The organism is Fundidesulfovibrio sp. YSD1, assembly GCF_055397115.1.
Genome location: NZ_AP043666.1, coordinates 1,700,281 through 1,718,267, shown reverse-complemented (window position 1 = coordinate 1,718,267; position 17,987 = coordinate 1,700,281). Strand labels below are relative to the sequence as shown.

Annotated in this window: 15 protein-coding genes; 5 read left to right on the top strand and 10 right to left on the bottom strand. The window is 68.8% G+C overall.

Going from position 1 to position 17,987, the window contains the following annotated elements:
- Positions 1-15: 15 nt before the first annotated feature.
- Both malQ and ACZ5V4_RS08040 read left to right on the top strand, forming a co-directional pair.
- On the top strand, positions 16-1,518 hold the full coding sequence (gene malQ, locus ACZ5V4_RS08045; protein WP_464317662.1) for a 4-alpha-glucanotransferase: 1,503 nt from the start codon (positions 16-18) through the stop codon (positions 1,516-1,518).
- Between the two features lie 9 nt (positions 1,519-1,527).
- Complete coding sequence (locus ACZ5V4_RS08040) at positions 1,528-2,187, top strand: class I SAM-dependent methyltransferase (RefSeq protein ID WP_464317661.1); 660 nt, start codon at positions 1,528-1,530, stop codon at positions 2,185-2,187.
- Here the strand turns inward: ACZ5V4_RS08040 and ACZ5V4_RS08035 are convergent.
- Positions 2,180-2,848, bottom strand: a complete 669-nt coding sequence (locus ACZ5V4_RS08035; protein WP_464317660.1) for an HAD family hydrolase — start codon at positions 2,846-2,848, stop codon at positions 2,180-2,182. The two genes, ACZ5V4_RS08040 and ACZ5V4_RS08035, sit on opposite strands and share 8 nt — an antisense overlap.
- A gap of 51 nt (positions 2,849-2,899) precedes the next feature.
- Here ACZ5V4_RS08035 and ACZ5V4_RS08030 point away from each other — a divergent pair, with 51 nt between their 5' ends.
- Positions 2,900-4,066 carry an NAD(P)/FAD-dependent oxidoreductase gene (locus ACZ5V4_RS08030; protein WP_464317659.1) on the top strand — a complete coding sequence of 389 codons (1,167 nt, stop codon included), beginning with the start codon at positions 2,900-2,902 and terminating at the stop codon, positions 4,064-4,066.
- A gap of 97 nt (positions 4,067-4,163) precedes the next feature.
- Here the strand turns inward: ACZ5V4_RS08030 and ACZ5V4_RS08025 are convergent, their stop codons facing one another.
- The 6 genes from ACZ5V4_RS08025 to ACZ5V4_RS08000 form a co-directional block, all read right to left on the bottom strand.
- The gene (locus ACZ5V4_RS08025) at positions 4,164-4,685 is read right to left on the bottom strand and encodes a carboxymuconolactone decarboxylase family protein (protein ID WP_464317658.1); all 522 of its coding nucleotides are present in this window, start codon (positions 4,683-4,685) and stop codon (positions 4,164-4,166) included.
- A gap of 54 nt (positions 4,686-4,739) precedes the next feature.
- Entirely contained in the window at positions 4,740-5,318 is a 579-nt protein-coding gene (locus ACZ5V4_RS08020; RefSeq protein WP_464317657.1) for a TetR/AcrR family transcriptional regulator, read from the bottom strand.
- A gap of 131 nt (positions 5,319-5,449) precedes the next feature.
- Complete coding sequence (locus ACZ5V4_RS08015; protein ID WP_464317656.1) at positions 5,450-6,382, bottom strand: YceI family protein; 933 nt, start codon at positions 6,380-6,382, stop codon at positions 5,450-5,452.
- A gap of 140 nt (positions 6,383-6,522) precedes the next feature.
- On the bottom strand, positions 6,523-7,173 hold the full coding sequence (locus ACZ5V4_RS08010; RefSeq protein WP_464317655.1) for a peroxiredoxin: 651 nt from the start codon (positions 7,171-7,173) through the stop codon (positions 6,523-6,525).
- Positions 7,174-7,402: 229 nt separating this feature from the next.
- On the bottom strand, positions 7,403-8,224 hold the full coding sequence (locus tag ACZ5V4_RS08005) for a LysM peptidoglycan-binding domain-containing protein (RefSeq protein ID WP_464317654.1): 822 nt from the start codon (positions 8,222-8,224) through the stop codon (positions 7,403-7,405).
- A gap of 161 nt (positions 8,225-8,385) precedes the next feature.
- A complete protein-coding gene (locus tag ACZ5V4_RS08000) occupies positions 8,386-9,417 on the bottom strand; it encodes an OmpA family protein (RefSeq protein WP_464317653.1) in 1,032 nt (343 codons plus the stop codon).
- 409 nt (positions 9,418-9,826) lie between these two features.
- Here ACZ5V4_RS08000 and ACZ5V4_RS07995 point away from each other — a divergent pair, with 409 nt between their 5' ends.
- The gene (locus ACZ5V4_RS07995; protein WP_464317652.1) at positions 9,827-12,736 is read left to right on the top strand and encodes an insulinase family protein; all 2,910 of its coding nucleotides are present in this window, start codon (positions 9,827-9,829) and stop codon (positions 12,734-12,736) included.
- Positions 12,737-12,801: 65 nt separating this feature from the next.
- On the opposite strand, the gene ACZ5V4_RS07990 is transcribed toward ACZ5V4_RS07995, so the two are convergent.
- Genes ACZ5V4_RS07990 through ACZ5V4_RS07980 form a run of 3 tightly spaced genes read right to left on the bottom strand, consistent with a single transcriptional unit; the run spans position 12,802 to position 15,626 of the window.
- Positions 12,802-13,461 (bottom strand): LutC/YkgG family protein, encoded by a 660-nt coding sequence (locus ACZ5V4_RS07990; RefSeq protein ID WP_464317651.1) that lies wholly within the window; start codon positions 13,459-13,461, stop codon positions 12,802-12,804.
- Positions 13,454-14,884: a LutB/LldF family L-lactate oxidation iron-sulfur protein gene (locus ACZ5V4_RS07985; protein WP_464317650.1), complete on the bottom strand. Its 1,431-nt coding sequence runs from the start codon at positions 14,882-14,884 to the stop codon at positions 13,454-13,456. Before ACZ5V4_RS07985 ends, ACZ5V4_RS07990 begins: the two co-directional genes overlap by 8 nt.
- The gene (locus tag ACZ5V4_RS07980; RefSeq protein ID WP_464317649.1) at positions 14,877-15,626 is read right to left on the bottom strand and encodes a (Fe-S)-binding protein; all 750 of its coding nucleotides are present in this window, start codon (positions 15,624-15,626) and stop codon (positions 14,877-14,879) included. The genes ACZ5V4_RS07985 and ACZ5V4_RS07980 overlap by 8 nt, the downstream gene beginning before the upstream one ends.
- 177 nt (positions 15,627-15,803) lie before the next feature.
- Here ACZ5V4_RS07980 and ACZ5V4_RS07975 point away from each other — a divergent pair, with 177 nt between their 5' ends.
- A complete protein-coding gene (locus ACZ5V4_RS07975; protein WP_464317648.1) occupies positions 15,804-17,987 on the top strand; it encodes a PAS domain S-box protein in 2,184 nt (727 codons plus the stop codon).

The window sequence follows — 17,987 nt, the reverse complement described above, 5'->3', positions numbered from 1 at the left end:
CACAAGGAGAACCGCATGCACAGACGCGCGGCGGGCGTGCTCCTGCACGTCACCAGCCTGCCCGGCCCGTACGGCGTGGGCGACATGGGCCCCGGGGCCAGGCGCTTTCTGGATTTTCTCGCCCGGGCGGGCCAGTCCTGCTGGCAGATACTGCCGCTGACGCCCACGTCGAGCTTCATCGGCAACTCGCCGTACTCGTCGGACTCGGCCTTCGCGGGCAACCAGCTGCTCGTAAGCCCCGAGATCATGGCCGAGGACGGCTGGATCGGCCCGGCCGACATCGGCGAGACGCCCGGGCTCGACCCGCGCGAGGCCGCCTACCCCGAGGCCGAGGCCTTCAAGGCCCGGCTTTTCGACGCGGCCTTCGCCCGCCACGAGGCCGCGCTTGCCGGGCACGGCGCCTTCACGCGCTTTCGCGAGCGCAACGCCCACTGGCTGGACGACTACTGCCTGTTCAAGGCCGTGAAGCACTCCCTGGGCGGGCTGCCCTGGACGCGCTGGCCCCGCGAGCTGCGCGACCGCGACCCGGCCGCCCTGGCCGAGCGCCGCGAGCTCCTGGCCCGGCGCATCCTCAAGGAGGCCTTCGTCCAGTTCCTGTTCTTCGAACAGTGGGAGAGACTCAAGGACTACGCGGCGAAGAACGACATCCTGATCATCGGCGACGCGCCCATCTACGTCACCCAGGACAGCGCCGACGTCTGGGCCAACCCCGGGCTCTTCAAGCTGGGCCCGGACCGCGAGCCGCTCTTCGTGGCGGGCGTGCCGCCGGACTACTTCAGCGAGACCGGCCAGCGCTGGGGCAACCCGGTCTACGACTGGCCCGCGCACCAGGCCCAGGGGTTCGCCTGGTGGATCATGCGCATGGCCCACAACTTCGCCCTCTACGACTTCGTGCGCCTGGACCACTTCCGGGGCTTCGCCGGGTACTGGGAGATCCCGGCCGAGGAGAAGACCGCCGTGAACGGGGCCTGGGTGGACGCGCCCGGCCCGGCCTTCTTCAAGGCCCTGCTCGGGCACTTCCCGGTGCTGCCCATCCTGGCCGAGGACCTGGGCGTGATCACCCCGGACGTGCGCGAGCTGCGCGACGGGTTCGGCTTCCCGGGCATGAAGATCCTCCAGTTCGCCTTCGGCCCGGGCGTGGGCGAGAACCGCGACGCCCCGCACAACCACACCGCCGACTGCGTGGCCTACACCGGCACCCACGACAACAACACCACCCTGGGCTGGTACACGACGGACGCGGGCGAGGAGGGCAGGCGCTCGCTGGCCATGTACCTCGGCCGCGAGGTGGCGGCGCGGGACGTGGCCTGGGAGCTCGTGCGGCTGGCCTACATGAGCGTGGCCCGCCTGGCCGTTGCCCCCATGCAGGACCTTCTGGGACTGGACGGCAGGGCGCGCATGAACATGCCTTCCAAGGCCAAGGGCAACTGGACCTGGCGCTGCCTGGACGAGGACCTCTCCGAGGGCCTGGCCGCGCGCGCCAGGGACCTGGCCGAACTCTTCGGGCGCGGCAGGTAGGTGCGGGCCGTGGCCGGGCGCGGCGACGAATACGCCCGCCTGGCAGCGCTCTACGATCCTGCCACGGCCTGGGCGCTCGGGCCCTTGCGGCGGCTGGTGACCTCGCTTGCTTCCTCGCGAGCGCCGGGGCGGGCGCTGGACGTGTGCTGCGGCACGGGCAGGCAGTGCGCGCTTTTCGCCGGGGCCGGCTTCGAGGCCACGGGCCTGGACCTCTCCCCGGCCATGCTGGCCCGGGCCGCCGTGCTGCCCGGGGCCGGGCGCTTCGTGCAGGGCGACGCGGCCCGCCTGCCGTTCGGGGGCGGCCTCTTCGCGGTCACGTCCGTGACGCTGGCCCTGCACGAGAAGTCCCCGGAGCTTCGCCCCTTGATCCTCTCCGAGATGATCCGCGTGACCGCTCCGGGCGGGCTCCTGCTGGTGGCCGACTATGCGGCCGCCCGTGGGCTTCCCGGGCTGGCCCAGTCATTTGGCGTGGGGCTGGTCGAGCGCTTGGCCGGGCGGGAGCACCACGCCTTCTACCGGCATTTCATGGCCCAGGGAGGGTTGGAAGGATTGCTTGGGGGGGTGGGGCTTCGGCCCGCTGCCGTTATCCGGCGCTTCGCGGGCCTGATGGGCGTGGCCGTGATCGAGAGGGACAGAGCCACGGGTTTCGTCCCGGCCGCGCTCAGATGAGGCCGCGCGCCTCCAGAAGCCCCGCCAGTTCCCCGGCGTCGCCGGCCAGCAGGTCCGGGCCGGAGCGCCTGAGCTCCTCCAGGGGCGTGCCGCCGCTGGCCACGGCCCCGGCCAGGGTCCCGGCGCGGCGCGCGGTGAGCACGTCCGTGGGGTGGTCGCCCACCATCATGGCCTCGCCGGGCGCGGCGCCCACGGCCTTCAGGGCGGCCAGCAGGTGCCCGGGGTCGGGCTTCACCGCGGGCACGTCCTCGCGGGTGAGCACCGCGTCCAGAAAACCGTCCGCGTCCGGGAAGACCGCGTACACCGAGGCCCGCGTGTTGCGGGTTATCACCGCCGGGGACACCCCCCGCTCGCGCAGCCTGGCCAGCACGGGCCGGGCGAAGCCGAAGAGGCTGGTGCTGGCGGCGGCGCGGGCCTCCATCTCGCGGATCATGGCGTGGGCCCCGTGGCGGAAGGCTTGGGCCTCGGGGCCGTCCATCAGGCCCGCCAGCCGTTCGATCCATTCGAGCGCGGGCAGCCCCTCCGGCTCCGGGCGCAGGCCCAGGCGATCCTCGGCCAGGTCGGCCACGCGGGCCTTCATCAGCGCGAAGTCGAGCGCCGGGCGGGCCAGGGTGCCGTCGAAATCGAAAACCACGCTTTTCAGGCGCACTGCGTTGCGCATCGTTGCCTCCGGACGTCCGACGGGGTATCAGGTGGACCCTCTGGGGGCAAGATGACAGGCTACGACGTGATCATCGCCGGGGCAGGACCGGCAGGGACGGCCGCCGCCGTGGTCCTGGCGCGCGCGGGCGCGCGCGTGCTGGCGCTCGACCGGGCGGAGTTCCCGCGCGACAAGCTCTGCGCCGGGCTTCTGACCTGGAAGACCGTGCGCACCATCGAGCGCGTGTTCGCGCGTTCGCCCGAGGCACTCAAGGTTTCGGGCGTGATCAACTTCGAGAGTTCGCGCTACCGCATCCGCCACCTGGGGCAGGAGCTCTCCTGCGAGAGCCTCGTCTACCCCTTCCATTTCGTGGAGCGCAGGGTGTTCGACGCCTTCTGCCTGGAGCGCGCCCGGGAGGCAGGGGCCGAAGTGGCGCTGGGCGAGGCCGTCGCCTCGGTGGACCCGGCCCGGGGCGTGGTGCGCACGGAGCTCGGCCGCGAGGTTCGCGCACGCTACGTGATCGGCGCGGACGGGGCCCTGAGCGCCGTGCGCGCGGGCCTTGGCGTCGACCTCGCCCTGTGGCGGCCGCAGCAGGGCATAGGCCTGGAGCTCTATCTGCCGCGCACCTGGATCGCCGCGCAAACAGGCCTGCACGAGGACGTGCTGGCGGACTTCCCCACCATCTACTCGGGGTTCATCGACGCGGGCTACGCCTGGAGCTTCCCGCACCGCGACCGTGTGATCGTGGGCATCTGCGGGCTCTACCACGGCAGGCCCGCCGGGATGATCCGCTCCTGCCTGGACGATTTCCTGCGCTTTCTGGGCCTGCCCCGGGACCACGGCCTGGCCGTGAAGGGCCACCCCCTGCCTTACGGCAACTGGCTCGCGCGCCCGTGCGGCGGGCGCGTGCTCCTGGCCGGTGACGCGGGGGGGCTCGTGGAGCCGTTCTTCGGGGAGGGCATCCACTACGCGCTGCGCACGGGCGAGTTGGCCGCCCAGGCCTGCCTGGAGGCGTCGCGGAACGGGGCGGACCCCTGCGGCGTCTACGTCCGCGCGCTCGAGGCCGAGATATTCCCGGAGCTTCTCTGGGCCAGGCGGCTGCGCGACGTGCTCTACCGCTTCGTGCGCTCGGGCATGACCACGCCGGTGAAGCTCTTCCTCGGGCTCGGCGGGACGAAGCTCCAGGAGATGGTGCACGGCATGCGCTCGTTTCGGCTCCTGCGCAAGCTGCGCGGGTGACCTTCCCGCCGCCCGGCGACGAGCGGCCTGGGAAACAGACGGCCCGCGCCGCCCCGGGTGATCCCGAGGGCGGCGTGGGCTTTTTCGCGTTTCCGGGCTACTGGCGCACGAAGGCCTTGAAGAGCACCGACCCCGCGAGCATGGTCGTGGCGTGATAGAGCGCGTCCAGGATGTCGCCGTCTGTGTAGCCGAGCTTCCTGAGCTCCTCCACGTCGCCCGGCACCACCGACTGGGGGGTGTCGAAGGCCTTGAGCACGAAGGCCAGCATGGCCGATTCTTCGTCATCCAGCTCCGCCCGCTGGCAGCTGAAGCGCGCCAGTTCGGCCAGCTCCGCCTCGCTCAAGCCCATCTTCTCGAGTATCCCCCGGTTCAGCTCCACGCAAGCGGTGTGCCCGGTGCGCGAGGCCACGGCGTAGCGGATGGAGGCCAGGAGCCCGGGGCTCAGGCGCGGATGCGTCATGTAGTAGCGGATGGTCTCGGCCGAGCGCTCGAGGATGCCGGGGCTTGCCGAAAGAAGGCGCATGGGCAGCGGCACGCCGATGTGCGCGGGGAACGTCCCGTAGAGTTCGGCCACCTTGCCGTCGGCTTCGGCCGGGTCCACGGTCTGGATGAGGAACATGGCATTCTCCTTGTAGTTGACCGGTCGTCTAGTGCCGGATCCAGGAAAAAGGGCCTAGACGAAGAGCCTGATGAACACGAAATCCCGAAATCGCCTGAGCGCCTCGGGGGACTTGTCGGTCTTGGCGCGCAGCATGGCCCCTTCCCAGGCGTCCACCGTGAAGGCGGCCGTGGCCGCCGGGTCCAGCCCCGCAGGGAGTTCGCCACGCCCGGCGGCCTCGTCCAGCAGGGCGCGCACCGTGCGCGAAAACCCGTCCATGGCCAGGCTCAGGCGCTCGCGCATGGCCGGGGAGAGGTCGCTCACTTCCTGGGCCAGGTTGCCGATGGGGCAGCCCCGTTCGCAGCCCCGGCGCTCCATCACGCCGCAAAGCTCGGCGAAGAGGGCGTCCAGCCGGGCCAGCGGGGCGAGGTCCGCGCGCGCCAGGACACCGGCCGACAGCGCGCGCATGGCCTCGGCGTAGTGGTCGATGAGCGCCAGGCCGAAGTCCTCCTTGGACTTGAAATAGAAGTAGAACGAGCCCTTGGGCACGCCCGCCGCGTCCAGGATCTCCTTGAGGCCCGTGCGGTGGAACCCCTGGGAGTGGATGAGCGGCGCGGCCGCATCGAGGATTGCCTGTCTGGTGTCCTGCTTCACGAGGCCTTTAGTAGACCGGTCGTCTAGGATGGTCAAGCATGATTTCGTTCTTCTCTATGACCCGGCCAGTCCCTCGCGAGCCGGGCGGACGCGCCCGGCTCACCGGCGTTCGCCTGACGGCCTGGGCCCGCCTATGCGGGTCTGGCCACGGTGACCAGCCTCACCTGGATGCCCACCAGGTCGTGCACCAGGTGGTAGCTCAGCTTCTCGAAGAAGCGCCCGGAGCCGTAGTTCACCCCGAAGCGCGTGCGGTCCAGGTCGAAGTGGGCCTGGGCCACGATGCGCCCGTCGTCCAGGCGCTCGGCCGTGACCGGGAAGGCCAGGTCGCGGGTGAGCCCGCGCATGGTCAGCTGGCCCTCTGCTTCGTAGTTGCAGCAGCCCGGCGCGGCCCCGGGGATGGGACGCACGCGCGTGGTCGCGAACAGGGCCTCGGGGTGCTGGTCAGCCAGCAGGAAGTCGCGCGAGAGCAGGTGCGCCACCAGGATGCCCGCCAGCGAGCGGTCCTCCAGGTCCTCGTCGGCAAGCCCCGTCACGTCCAGGGCGAAGCTGCCGCTCGCAAGCCTGCCGTCCTCGAACCCCAGCGTCCCACGCACGAGCGGGACCGTGCCCACGTGGTGTCCGGTGCGGCTTCGGCCGGTCCACTCGACGCGGCTCTCGACCGGGTCCACGGCGATCAGGGGAGCCCAGGGCATGAGATGCGACGGGTCGGGCAGCTCCTCGCCGCCGTGACCCTCCACGGGGAACCCGGCCTGGGCCCAGCCTTCGATGCCGTCCTGGCAGACCGCAACGTCCTCGTACCCGGCTGAAATGAGCTTCTCCGCAGCGTCCTGCGCGCCCTGGCAGCGGTGTGATGCGCTGTAGACCGCCACGCGCCGCGTCCTGTCCGGCAGGAGCGCGGCCACGGAATCAAGGAACACCACCTCGTAGACGCACTGGTTGAGCGCGCCGGGCATGTGACGCGCCGCGTAGTGCTCCGGGGGCAGGACGTCCAGCACGGTGAACTCTTCGCCCCGGTCCAGGCGGGATTTGAGATCGGACGCGGAAATGAAACGTATGCGGGCCATGGTCACCTCGCAGCTCTAGTGTGCGCCGATGGGACGCGGGCTGCGCCCCACCGGAAAGCGAAACGGCCGCCGGATGCCCCGGCGGCCGCGCTCGTCTCTCTCGAACCCCGGGCAGCCCGGGGGTACGGGCGAACCGCCGCCTACTCGTTCAGGGCTTCGTAGACCTTGCCCACCATCTTCTCCGACGGTGTCAAGGTCTTGGAGCCCGGGGCCCACTTGGCCGGGCAGGCCTCGTTGGGGTGGGCGAGGAGGTAGCTGTTGGCGTCCATCTTGCGCACCAACTCGTCGGCGTTGCGGCCCACGTTGTAGAAGTTCACCTCGGAGCACACCAGCACGCCGTCCGGGTTGATCACGAAGGTTCCGCGCAGGGCCAGCCCGGCGGCCTCGTCGTACACGCCGAAGTAGCGGGAGACCTTGCCCGTGGGGTCGGCGGCCATCTTGTAGCGCACGCCCTCCAGAAGCCTCTCGCTGTTGCGCCAGGCCATGTGCGAGAACTTGGTGTCCGTGGAGACGGAGATCACCTCGCAACCGAGCTTCTTGAGCTCCTCGTGCTTGCGGGCCAGGTCGTCGAGTTCGGTGGGGCAGACGAAGGTGAAGTCCGCCGGATAGAAGAAGAGGATGGTCCATTTCTTCTGCTTGCGGATCTCCTCCAGGCTCACCTGACCGAAGAAGCCCTCGGTGGGGTCGTAGACGTCCATGGTGAAGTCTTCAACGGGCTTGCCGACTCTGGCCAGGCTCTGGCAGCAGCACTCGTCCTCGCGGTCGTGATGGTGATGCTTGTGATGCGACATGCTAACCCTCCGATATGTTGCAGATTGCTTGTTCTGAATGATTACGAACGTCAATTCACTATACACAGTTCCGGAAAAAAAACACCCCCATGGCGGCATTTTCATCGAAAAATTCTCGTTTCGCCCCTGTCAGGCCACACTGGGCCGGGCACACGAAAACGAAAGCCCGCCCGGACGTGCGTCCGGGCGGGCTCGTGTTGGTCATGACGGCGCGCGTGGCGCGCTTGGGCTACCTCCAGGCGCGCTGCTGGCCGGAGTAGCTGAAGATCTCGCGCATGGACTCCTGCTTGACCTCCTCGTCGCGAGAGGACAGGGCGGCCTGCGCCGAGGGGCCGTAGGTGCGGTGCACCTCGAGCTGGTAGGTGATGTGGCCCACGTAGGGGGTGTGGTCGTACTCCACGCGCTTGACCTCGGTCTGCATGGTGTCGAGGAGGATCACGGCGTAGCTGGCGACGTAGCGGCCGTCCTCCATCTTCACGTCCTTGCGGTCCTTGGTGTTCTGAGAGAGCGCGGCGGACTTTTGCAGCCACTTCTTGGCGTAGTCGTGGAACTCGACCTTGATTTTCTCGTAGGTGGCGTCGTCGTCGACCTTGCCGGGCTTCTTCTTGCCCTTGTCCGGGGCCGTGGCGGACTCGATGCCGTAGGGGTCCGAGCCCTTGCCCTTGGCGGGCTTCTCGGCCTTCTCCTTGGGCTCTGCGGCGGCCTTGGGCTCCAGGGCCTTGGCGGGCTTCTCGGCGACCGGCTTGGGTTCGGCTGTCTTGCCCGGGATGGTCAGAGTCATGCCGAATTTGAGCGCCTTGGCGTTGGGCAGGTTGTTGGCCGCCATGAGCTGGTTGGCGGTCACGCCGTACTTCTTGGACAGGCTGGCGACGGTTTCGCCTTTCTTGACGCTGTGCGTGAGCGGCGGAGGCGGCGGCGGAGGCGGCGGCGTCGGTTCGGGTTTCGCTTGGACGACGGGCGCGGGAGCGGGGGCGGGTTTGTCCGCTCCGAACATGCCGCAGCCGGTGAGGGCCAGGCACAGGGCCAGGGCCGGGACGAGGGGTTTGATCATAGGATCGGCCTCCGTTGGATAGGCGTACCGCCCGCTTTCCTGGGCGGGCAGTGCGGCCTTGATAAGGCATGAAAGCCGCCAGGGCAACACCGCGTTGCGTAAAAAGAAAGGGCGGAGCCCTAAGGCCCCGCCCTTCTTGATCGGATGATGTCCGGTTGAGACTAGTTCGACTTGAACTTGATCTCGACGCGGCGGTTCATCTTGCGGCCTTCCGCGGTCTTGTTGTCGTAGCGGGGGTTGGCCTCGCCGAAGCCGACGGCGGTGATGCGGCCGGCGTCGATGCCCTTCTTCACGAAGTAGGCCTTCACGCTGTTGGCGCGGCGCATGGACAGACCCATGTTGTACTTCTCGGTGCCGATGGAGTCGGTATGACCCTCAAGGATCACCTGCAGAGCGGGCTTGGACTTGATGATGGCAACGCCCTCGTCCAGGACCGGGATGAATTCCTTCTTGATGTTGTACTTGTCGAAGTCGAAGTAGATGGAGCGGAAGATCACCACTTCGTCGTCGATGAAGTCGTACAGGGCGCACTTCAGGAAGTTCTCACGCGCGGTCTGGTTGCGCAGCACCTCTTCGCCCAGGGCGAAGCAGGAGCACTTGGACAGGGCGGCGATTTCCTTCAGGACCTGCTCGCCGTGCTTGTTGTCGGCGAAGCTGATGACGCTGAAGCAGATCTTGTCGCCGTACTTGGCCTGCATCTGCTTGGCCACGCCCACGGGGTCGACGCCCAGGTTGGAGTCGCCGTCGGACAGGATGATGACGGCGGTCTTGCCGGACAGGCCACCGATGACCTTGTCCAGGTCCTGCAGGCCCTTGCCCATGGGGGTCATGCGGCCGTAGGCTTCGTAGTCGGTCTTGATCGGGGCGATGGCCTTGTCCATGGCGGCCTTGTCGTACGGGGCGACCTTCGCGTACTCCTTGTAAGGAGCGAAGGTGGCCAGGCCGGCCTTGTAGGGCAGCGCCGGGATCAGCTTGTTGAGTTCCACCAGGGTGGACTTGGCCATCATGATCTTGGACACGCCGCCGAACTGCACATAGCGCTGACCCTTGTAGGAGAACGCCATGGAGCTGGAGTGGTCAAGGAACAGGATGAAGTTGTCCACCTTCGGGACCATCTTCTTGGCAGCGGCCGGAAGGGCCGTGCCGACCAGGGCCATGATCAGCATGGCCACGATGATACGCATTTTCCTCATGCCCGACATAAGTCCTCCTTCCAAATCGATGTGATTTGTCGCGAAAAAGAGCCACCCTCTAGAGCCAAATGCACGCGGACCACTGGGACAATCCCGGGGATCACGCGTTTCCTCCCGAAAACAATAGCCGAAAAAACGCCTGCGGGGCAAGCGGTTTTCCCTCTGGGTGTTTTCACTAGAGCATTTCAAAAATTTAAGCAAGAATTTGGCCCCATTGCCTCGGGACATTTTTTTGCCGCCCACGGTAGGGATTGCGCGACATGGCGCGACCCGGGCGCGGCTTAAATCATCAAGTGTTACGCCATGATGGCCGAACGGTTCTCAAGCCCAGCGCCGAAAGGCCACGCCGGGCTTGGCGAAGGCGAGCCCTCTGGGGTACAAGCGGCGATCATCGGAAAAGGGAGAGAACATGTCCGCCAAGAACGCATTCGAAATCATTACCAGGCAGACCGTGGAGGAATATTCCTTCGAGGCCACGCTCTACCGCCACCTGCGCACCGGAGCGGAGGTGCTCTCCATCGCCTGCCCGGACGAGAACAAGGTCTTCGGCGTGGCCCTGCGCACGCCCCCGGACGACTCCACGGGCCTGCCGCACATCCTGGAGCATTCCGTGCTCTGCGGCTCGCGCCGCTACCCGGTGAAGGAGCCCTTCGTGGAGCTTCTGAAAAGCTCGCTCCAGACCTTCCTGAACGCCTTCACCTACCCCGACAAGACCTGCTACCCCGTGGCCAGCGCCAACCTGGCCGACTTCCGCAACCTGGTGGACGTCTACCTGGACGCGGTCTTCCACCCGCGCATCCCCGAGGAGATCTTCGGCCAGGAGGGCTGGCACCTCCACCCGCAGGACGGGGGCATGATCTTCAAGGGCGTGGTCTACAACGAGATGAAGGGGGCCTACTCCTCGCCCGAGAGCCTGCTCTCCGAGCTCTCGCAGCGAAACGTCTTCCCGGACGTGACCTACGGCGTGGACTCCGGCGGCGACCCCGCGCACATCCCCAGCCTGACCTACGCCCAGTTCAAGGCCTTCCACGAGCGCTACTACCACCCCTCCAACGCGCGCTTCTTCTTCTACGGCGACGACGACCCGCTCGAGCGCCTGGACATCCTGGAGGAGTACCTCAAGGACTACGACGCCATCGCGCCCGAGTCGGAAGTGGCCCTCCAGAAGCCCTTCGACGCCCCGCGCCGCGTGGAGGCCCCCTACGCCAGCACCGCGCCCCAGGAGGGCGAGGAACCCAAGGCCTACTTCACGCTCAACTGGCTCCTGCCCGAGGTGCGCGACGTGGAGGAGGTGCTGGCGCTCTCCGTGCTCGAGCACGCGATGATCGGGCTGCCGGGTTCGCCGCTGCGCCGGGCGCTCATCGCCTCGGGCCTTGGCGAGGACCTGGCCGGGGGAGGCCTCGAGACCGAGCTTCGCCAGATGTACTTCTCCATAGGCCTGAAGGGAGTCAAGCCCGCCGACCTGCCCGCGGCCGAGGCCCTGGTGCTGGACACCCTGAAGGAGATCCACGCCAGGGGCGTCGCGCCCGAGGAGGCCGAGGCGGCCATCAACACCATCGAGTTCAGGCTGCGCGAGAACAACACCGGGGCCTACCCCCGGGGGCTTTCCATCATGCTTCGCTCCCTGACCACCTGGCTGCACGGCGGCGACCCCCTGGCCCCCATCCGCTTCCAGGCCCCGCTGGACGCCATCAAGGCCAGGCTCGCCGAGGGGCCGGGCTTCCTGGCAGGGCTCCTGCGCGAGCACTTCCTCGACAATCCGCACCGCGTCTGCGTGAACCTGCTGCCGGACACGGGCATGGCCGAGCGCCTGGCCGCCGAGGAGAAGGCCCGCCTGGACGCGGCCCTGGCCGGGTTGGGCGAGGCCGGGCGCGCGAACGCCCAGGAGCTCGCCGCGCGCATCCAGGCCTTCCAGGAGACTCCCGACTCCCCCGAGGCCCTGGCCAGCATCCCCAAGCTGCACCTGAAGGACCTGCCCAAGACCAACAAGCCCATCCCGGGCCAGTGGCTTGACGGCAACATCTTCTTCCACGACCTGCCCACCAACGGGGTGATCTACCTGGAGCTGGGCTTCGACATCTCCGGCGTGAGCCCCGAACTCCTGCCGCTCGTGCCCCTGTTCGGGCGCGCCCTCCTGGAAACCGGCACGGACAAGGAGGACTTCGCGGCGTTCCTGAACCGCATGGCCCGCAAGACCGGCGGCGTCGGCCGGGAGGTCTCGCTCTCCTCGGTCAGCGGGGCCGGGCCGGACAGGGCTTCCTCGCGCCTGGTGGTGGGGGGCAAGGCCACGCCCGAGCACGCCCAGGAATTTTTGGACATCATCCAGGCGGCCCTGACCCGCTCCAACTTCGACGACTCCACGCGCTTCCGGGAGATGCTCTTCGAGTCCAAGGCCCGGGCCGAGCGGCGCATCGCGCCCTCGGGGCACGTCTACGCGGCCCGCAGGCTGCGCGCGCGCTTCCACAGGGCGGCGGCCGCCGAGGAGCGCCTCTCCGGGCTCACGGCCATCGAATCGCTGCGCGGCTGGGCGAACTCCTTCGAGCAGAGCTGGCCCACCCTGCGCGAGGGCCTGCACGAACTCCGCCGCCAGGTGATCCGCCGGGGCGGGCTCGACGTGAACGTGACCCTGGACGCCAAGAGCTTCGCCGAGTTCGAGCCCAGGCTGCGGGCCATGCTGGGCACGCTGCCCGACGGCCGCCTGGACCCGGCGGCGTGGCCAGGCTTCGAGCTGCCCGAACGCGAGGGCCTGAGCGCGCCCGTGCAGGTGAACTTCGTGGCCCAGGGCCGCGACCTGGGCGGGCTCGGCTACAAGCCGCACGGCTCCATGCTGGTGGCCTGCCGCTACCTGCGCAACGCCTACCTCTGGGAAAGGGTGCGCGTGCGCGGCGGGGCCTACGGCTCGTTCTGCTCCTACGACCGCTGGTCCGGGGTGCTCGCCATGCTCTCCTACCGCGACCCCAACATCGAGAAGACCCTGGACGCCTTCGCCGAGGCGGGCGACTTCCTGGCCGGGCTGGACATCCCGGCGGACGAGCTGGAGCGCGCCGTGATCGGCACCGTGGGCGACATCGACTCCTACATGCTGCCAGACGCCCAGGGCCACGCGGCCATGGCCAGGCACTGGGGCGGCGACACCGAGGAGGCCCGCCAGCGCATCCGCGAGGAGGTCATGGGCACCACGCTCGAGGACCTGCGCGAGGCCGGACGGGTGATGAAGAGGGCGATGAAAGGCGCGCCCGTGGTGGTGCTGGGTTCCGAGGAAGGGCTCAAGGCCGCGTCCAAGGGCCTTGGCGGGATGGAATTGACCCGGGCCATGTAAAGAAAAGGGCCGGGGAGGTGTCGCCTCCCCGGCCCTCTCCGCAAGGGCTCAAGCCCTGCTCTTGACTATTCCAGTATCAGGACGACCAGTTCCTTGGGGCCGTGCACGCCGAAGGCCAGGGTCAACTCGATGTCGGCGGTCTTGGACGGGCCCGTGACGAGGAGCGCGTTGGCGGGCATCCCGGACGCCGGGTCAAGCGCGGCGATGGCTTCCGCGAAGGTCGCCACGATGTCCGACGCCCTGACCACGGCCACATGCGTGGGCGGCACCAGCGAGAGAAGGCGCGGCTCGCCGCCGTCCGGCACCAGGAGCAGCGCCCCGTTCTCGGCGATGCCCAGGCGCGCCGAGGTCACGGAGGCGTCCACGGCGAAGAGCGTGTCGCGGAACTCTTCGGCGTCGGCCTCGTAGGGCACGGCCGAGGGCGCGCCTTTCTTGCCCAGGGTGGCCGCGAGCTCCTTTGCGAACCAGGCCCCCTTGCCGAAGGCCACCGTGGCGGGCTTTTTCTCCTCCCAGAGCGCCGCGAGCGCGGCCTTCAACTGCTTGGCCGGAACGCGGCGCACCTGCGTGCCCACGGCGGCCATGCGTTTTTCCAGAAGCTCCACGCGCTGGGCGGGGTCGAGTTCCGGCGCGCTCCAGGTTTCGGACGGGGCCAGGGGCGCGGGGGCGGCCCCGGCAGCTGCGCTCAAGCGGGCGAAGATGGCCTCGCGGGCGTCTTGTCTACTCATTGGCGATGCCCTCCTCGCGGATGCGCTGGCGCAGGCTCTTGGCGGCCAGCCTGGGTTTCGTCCGTGCGCGGGTCCATGCCGCGAGCGGTCCCACGGCGGGCAGCCGGTCGCCCAGGAGCCCGGCCACGCGCAGCAGGCGCTCGCGCAACCACGGCCTGGTCTCCAAGGCGGCCCAGGCCTTCCAGGCCAGGCGCTCGGTCAGGCTGCGCTTGGAGCCGCACCCGGGCATGGCGCAGGAGCACGGTTCGGCCTGGCCCTCGGCGCGGATGCGGCGCAGGTGCTCGGCCAGGGGGATGAGCACCGGGCAGACCTCCTCGCAGGCTCCGCAGAGGCTCGAGGCCCCGGCCAGCTCGCCCTTCTTGTCGATGCCCTCGAAGATCGGGGTGATCACCGAGCCGATGGGGCCCGGGTACACCGACTGGTAGGCGTGGCCGCCCACGCGTACGTACACGGGGCAGTTGTTCAGGCAGGCCCCGCAGCGGATGCAGCGCAGCGCGCTCATGAGCCCGCGGTCCGCGAACATCTTGGAGCGGCCGTTGTCCAGGATGACCAGGTGGACCTCCCTGGGGCCGTCCTTCTCGCCTTCGGCGCGCGGGGAGGTGATCATGTTGAGATACGTGGACATGAGCTGCCCCGTGGCCGAGCCCGTGAGCAGGCGCATGAGCGGCGGCAAGTCCTCCATCTTCTCGATGACCTTCTCGATGCCCATGAGCGCGATGTGCACGGGCGGCACGTGGGTGCACATGCGGCCGTTGCCCTCGTTCTCCACGAGCACCAGGGTGCCGGTCTCGGCCACGGCGAAGTTGACGCCGGACAGCCCGGCCCCGGCGGTGCGGAACTTCTCGCGCAGGGTGGCGCGGGCCATGGCGTTCAGCTCCGGCACCTCCTCGGTGTAGGGCGCGCCCGGGATGTGCTCGTGGAAGATCTCGGCCACCTGGCGCTTGTTCTTGTGCACGGCCGGGGCGATGATGTGCGAGGGCGGCTCGCCCGCCAGCTGGATGATGAACTCGCCCAGGTCGGTCTCCAGGGCCTCGATGCCGTGGCCTTCCAGGAAGTGGTTCAGGCCCGTCTCCTCGGAGACCATGGTCTTGCCCTTGACCAGGGTGGTGGCCCCGTGGGCGCGCATGATCTCGAGGACTATGTTGTTGGCCTGGTCCGGGGTCTCGGCCCAGTGCACGCGGATGCCGTTTTTCTCGCAGTTGGCCTCGAGCTTCGCCAGAAGCTCGGGCAGGCGCGAGAGCGCCCGGGCCTTGATGGCCTTGCCCGTGGCCCGCAGCCTGGCCAGCTCGGCGGTGTCGGAGAATATGGCCAGGCGCTTGCCGCGAAGCCCGCCCATGGCCGCCTTGAAGTTGCCGCCGATCTGGGGGTCGGCCAGGGCCTTTTCCAGCGCGGCGGTGAAGTCGAACGAGTCGCTTTTAACCATTGATGCGCTCCCAGAGGAATTCGGCCAGGTGCAGGCCGCGCACGTTCACGCCCATCTTCTGCGCCGCGCCGGTGATGTTCAGGAGGCAGCCGCAGTCGGCCGTGAGCACCACCGAGGCGCCGGTGGCGCGGATGTCCTCCACCTTGTCGCGGACCATGGCCGCCGAGACCTCGGGCCGCTTCACCGCGAAGGTGCCGCCGAAGCCGCAGCACTCGTACTCGCGGGAGAGTTCCTTGAGGGTCACGTTGGCCAGGCCCCGCAGGATGGCCTTGGCCGCGTCCGTGGAGCCGGTCTCGCGCTGGGCGTGGCAGGAGGAGTGCCAGGTCACCGTGGCCAGGGGGCCCTTGTCCTGGAAGCCGTCCGGGGCCAAGCCGAGTAGGAACTCGCAGAATTCCACCACGCGGCCGCTGAAGGCCAGCACCTTGAAGTATTCCGGGTGGCCCTCGAAGAGTTTGGGGTAGTGCAGCTTCATCATCCCCGCGCAGGAGCCCGAGGGCACCACCACGGGGCCGTCGAACCGCGAGAAGGCCTCCACCTGCTTGAGGGCCACGGCCCGGGCCTCGTCGGGGAAGCCGGAGTTGTAGGCGGGCTGGCCGCAGCAACCCTGGTCCAGGGGATAGGCCACGCGCACGCCCATGCGTTCGATGAGGCGCATGGCAGCGAGCCCGGCCTCGGGAAAGGCCGCGTCCGCCAGGCATGTGCCGAAGAAGCAGGCCGTTCTGGCCGCTGTCGTCTTGTTCATGCTCGTCTCGCTTTTTTTGAGGTGCGGGCATACTACTCGAAGCCAGGGCCGGTGGCAACGCGGAGGCGGCGTTTCGTGAAGATGGCGGCGGCGTGAAGCCTTGCCCAGGCAAGGGAGAGGGTATAGGCTGACCACAAGGGCGTTTATGAATCCATGTATGGGCGATGGGGTCTTCCCATGAGACGAGTCCGATACGCGGCGCGCCTCGCCGCGCCCGTCCTGGCGATTGTCACGGCGGCGACAGCCGCGCCGGGGCCGGTTTTCGCCTTTTCGCCCGAGCCCGGCCCGGGCGGCATCTCCGCCGTGGGCTGGACCCTGGTGTGGACCTACGCCCTGTTCACCCTCCTCCTGGGCGGCGCGCTGGCCTTCCTGGCCGTGAACGTCGTCCGCCGCAACCGGGCCGAGAAAAAGCTCGGCGCGCAGATCAGCCTCATGGGCACGCTCATCGAGGCCATGCCCAACCCCGTGTTCCACAAGGACGCGAACTGCGTCTACCTGGGCTGCAACAAGGCCTTCGAGGAGTATTTCGGGGTCAGCCGGAAGGACGTCGTCGGCAGGACGGTCTTCGACCTGCTCCCCCCGGAACAGGCCCGGGAGCTCGACGCCCTGGACCGCGCCGTGCTGGCCTCGGGCGCGCGCCACTCCCTGGAGTGGAGCGAGGACCCCGAGGCAGGGGGGCGCGTGGCCCTGTTCAGCAAGGCCGCCTACCTGGACGCGGACGGCCGTGTGGCCGGGGTGGTGGGCGTGGTCACGGACCTGACCCAGCTCAAGCGCACCGAACGGGCCCTCGAGGAGAGCCAGGAACGCTACGCCCTGGCCCTGCGGGGAGCCAACGACGGCATCTGGGACTGGAACCCGCGCACGGGCGAGGTGTACTTCTCGGAGCGCTGGAAGCAGATCCTGGGCTATTCGGACGACGAGTTCCCCAACGAGGTGGAGCAGTGGATGCGGCGCATCCACCCAGACGACCAGGAGCGGGTCATGGAGGCCAACGGCCGCTGCCTGCGCGGAGAGGCCCCGGCCTTCGAGGTGGAGTACCGCCTGCTGCACAAGGACGGGAGCTACCGCTGGATACTCGGGCGGGGGGCCTCGCAAAAAAACGAGAAGGGCGAGGTGGCGCGGCTCGCAGGCGCGCACACCGACCTCACGCGGCGCAGGCAGGCCGAGGACGCCCTGCGCGCCAGCGAGGCCAGGTACAGAAGGCTCCTGGAGGGCATGCAGGAGGGCTACTGCGCGGCGAACCTGGACGGGCGCGTCCTGGAGTGCAACCGGGCCTTCAGCGAGATGCTCGGATACTCCGAGGACGAGCTCAGGGGAATGCACTACGCGGACTTCACCCCGCCCAAATGGAGCGAGACAGAGGTCGAGGTGGTGCGGCGGATCATGGAGCGGGGGTACTCCGAGGTCTACGAGAAGGAGTACCGCCGCAAGGACGGCACGGTCTTCCCCGTGGAGCTTCGCACCTACCTCACGCGCGACGCCTCGGGCAGGCCCTCGGGCATGTGGGCCATGGTGCGCGACGTCACGGAGCGCAAGCGCATGCAGGAGGCCATGATCCAGAACGAGAAGATGATGAGCGTGGGCGGGCTCGCCGCGGGCATGGCCCACGAGATCAACAACCCCCTGGGCGGCATCCTCCAGTGCGCCCAGGTGCTCTCCTCGCGCCTGCGCGGGGAGCGCCCGGCCGACGAGGAGCTGGCCCGCCAGGCCGGGTGCGGCATGGGGGCCGTGCGCGCCTATCTGGAGGGCCGCGACGCGTTCGTGCTCCTGGACTCCATCCGGGACTCGGCATCGCGCGCGGCCAAGATCGTCTCCAACATGCTCGAGTTCAGCCGCAGGGGGGATTCGGGCAAGACGGTCTGCGGCGTGCACGTGCTCCTGGACACGGCGCTGGAGCTCGTCTCCACCGACTACGACGTGAAGCGGCGCTACGACTTCCGCGACGTGGAGGTGGTGCGCGAGTACGCCCCGGACCTGCCGCCCGTGATGTGCACGCCCACGCAGATCGAGCAGGTGGCCGTGAACATCCTGCGCAACTCCGCCCAGGCCATGGCCGGCCGGGAGGGCGGCGCGGAGAGGGCGCGCATCACGGTCAGGACCGCGCTGGACGGCGGGTTCGTGCGCATCGAGATCGAGGACAACGGCCCGGGCATGGACGAGTCCGTGCGCAAGAGGGCCTTCGAGCCGTTCTTCACCACGAAAAAGCCCGGCGAGGGCACCGGGCTTGGCCTTTCTGTCTCCTACTACATCGTCGCGTCCAACCACGACGGCACGCTGGACGTGGAGTCGAGCCCGGGCAAGGGCACGCGCTTCGTCATCCGGCTGCCCGCCGCTCCCCAGGACGGCCCCGCCCAATCCTGA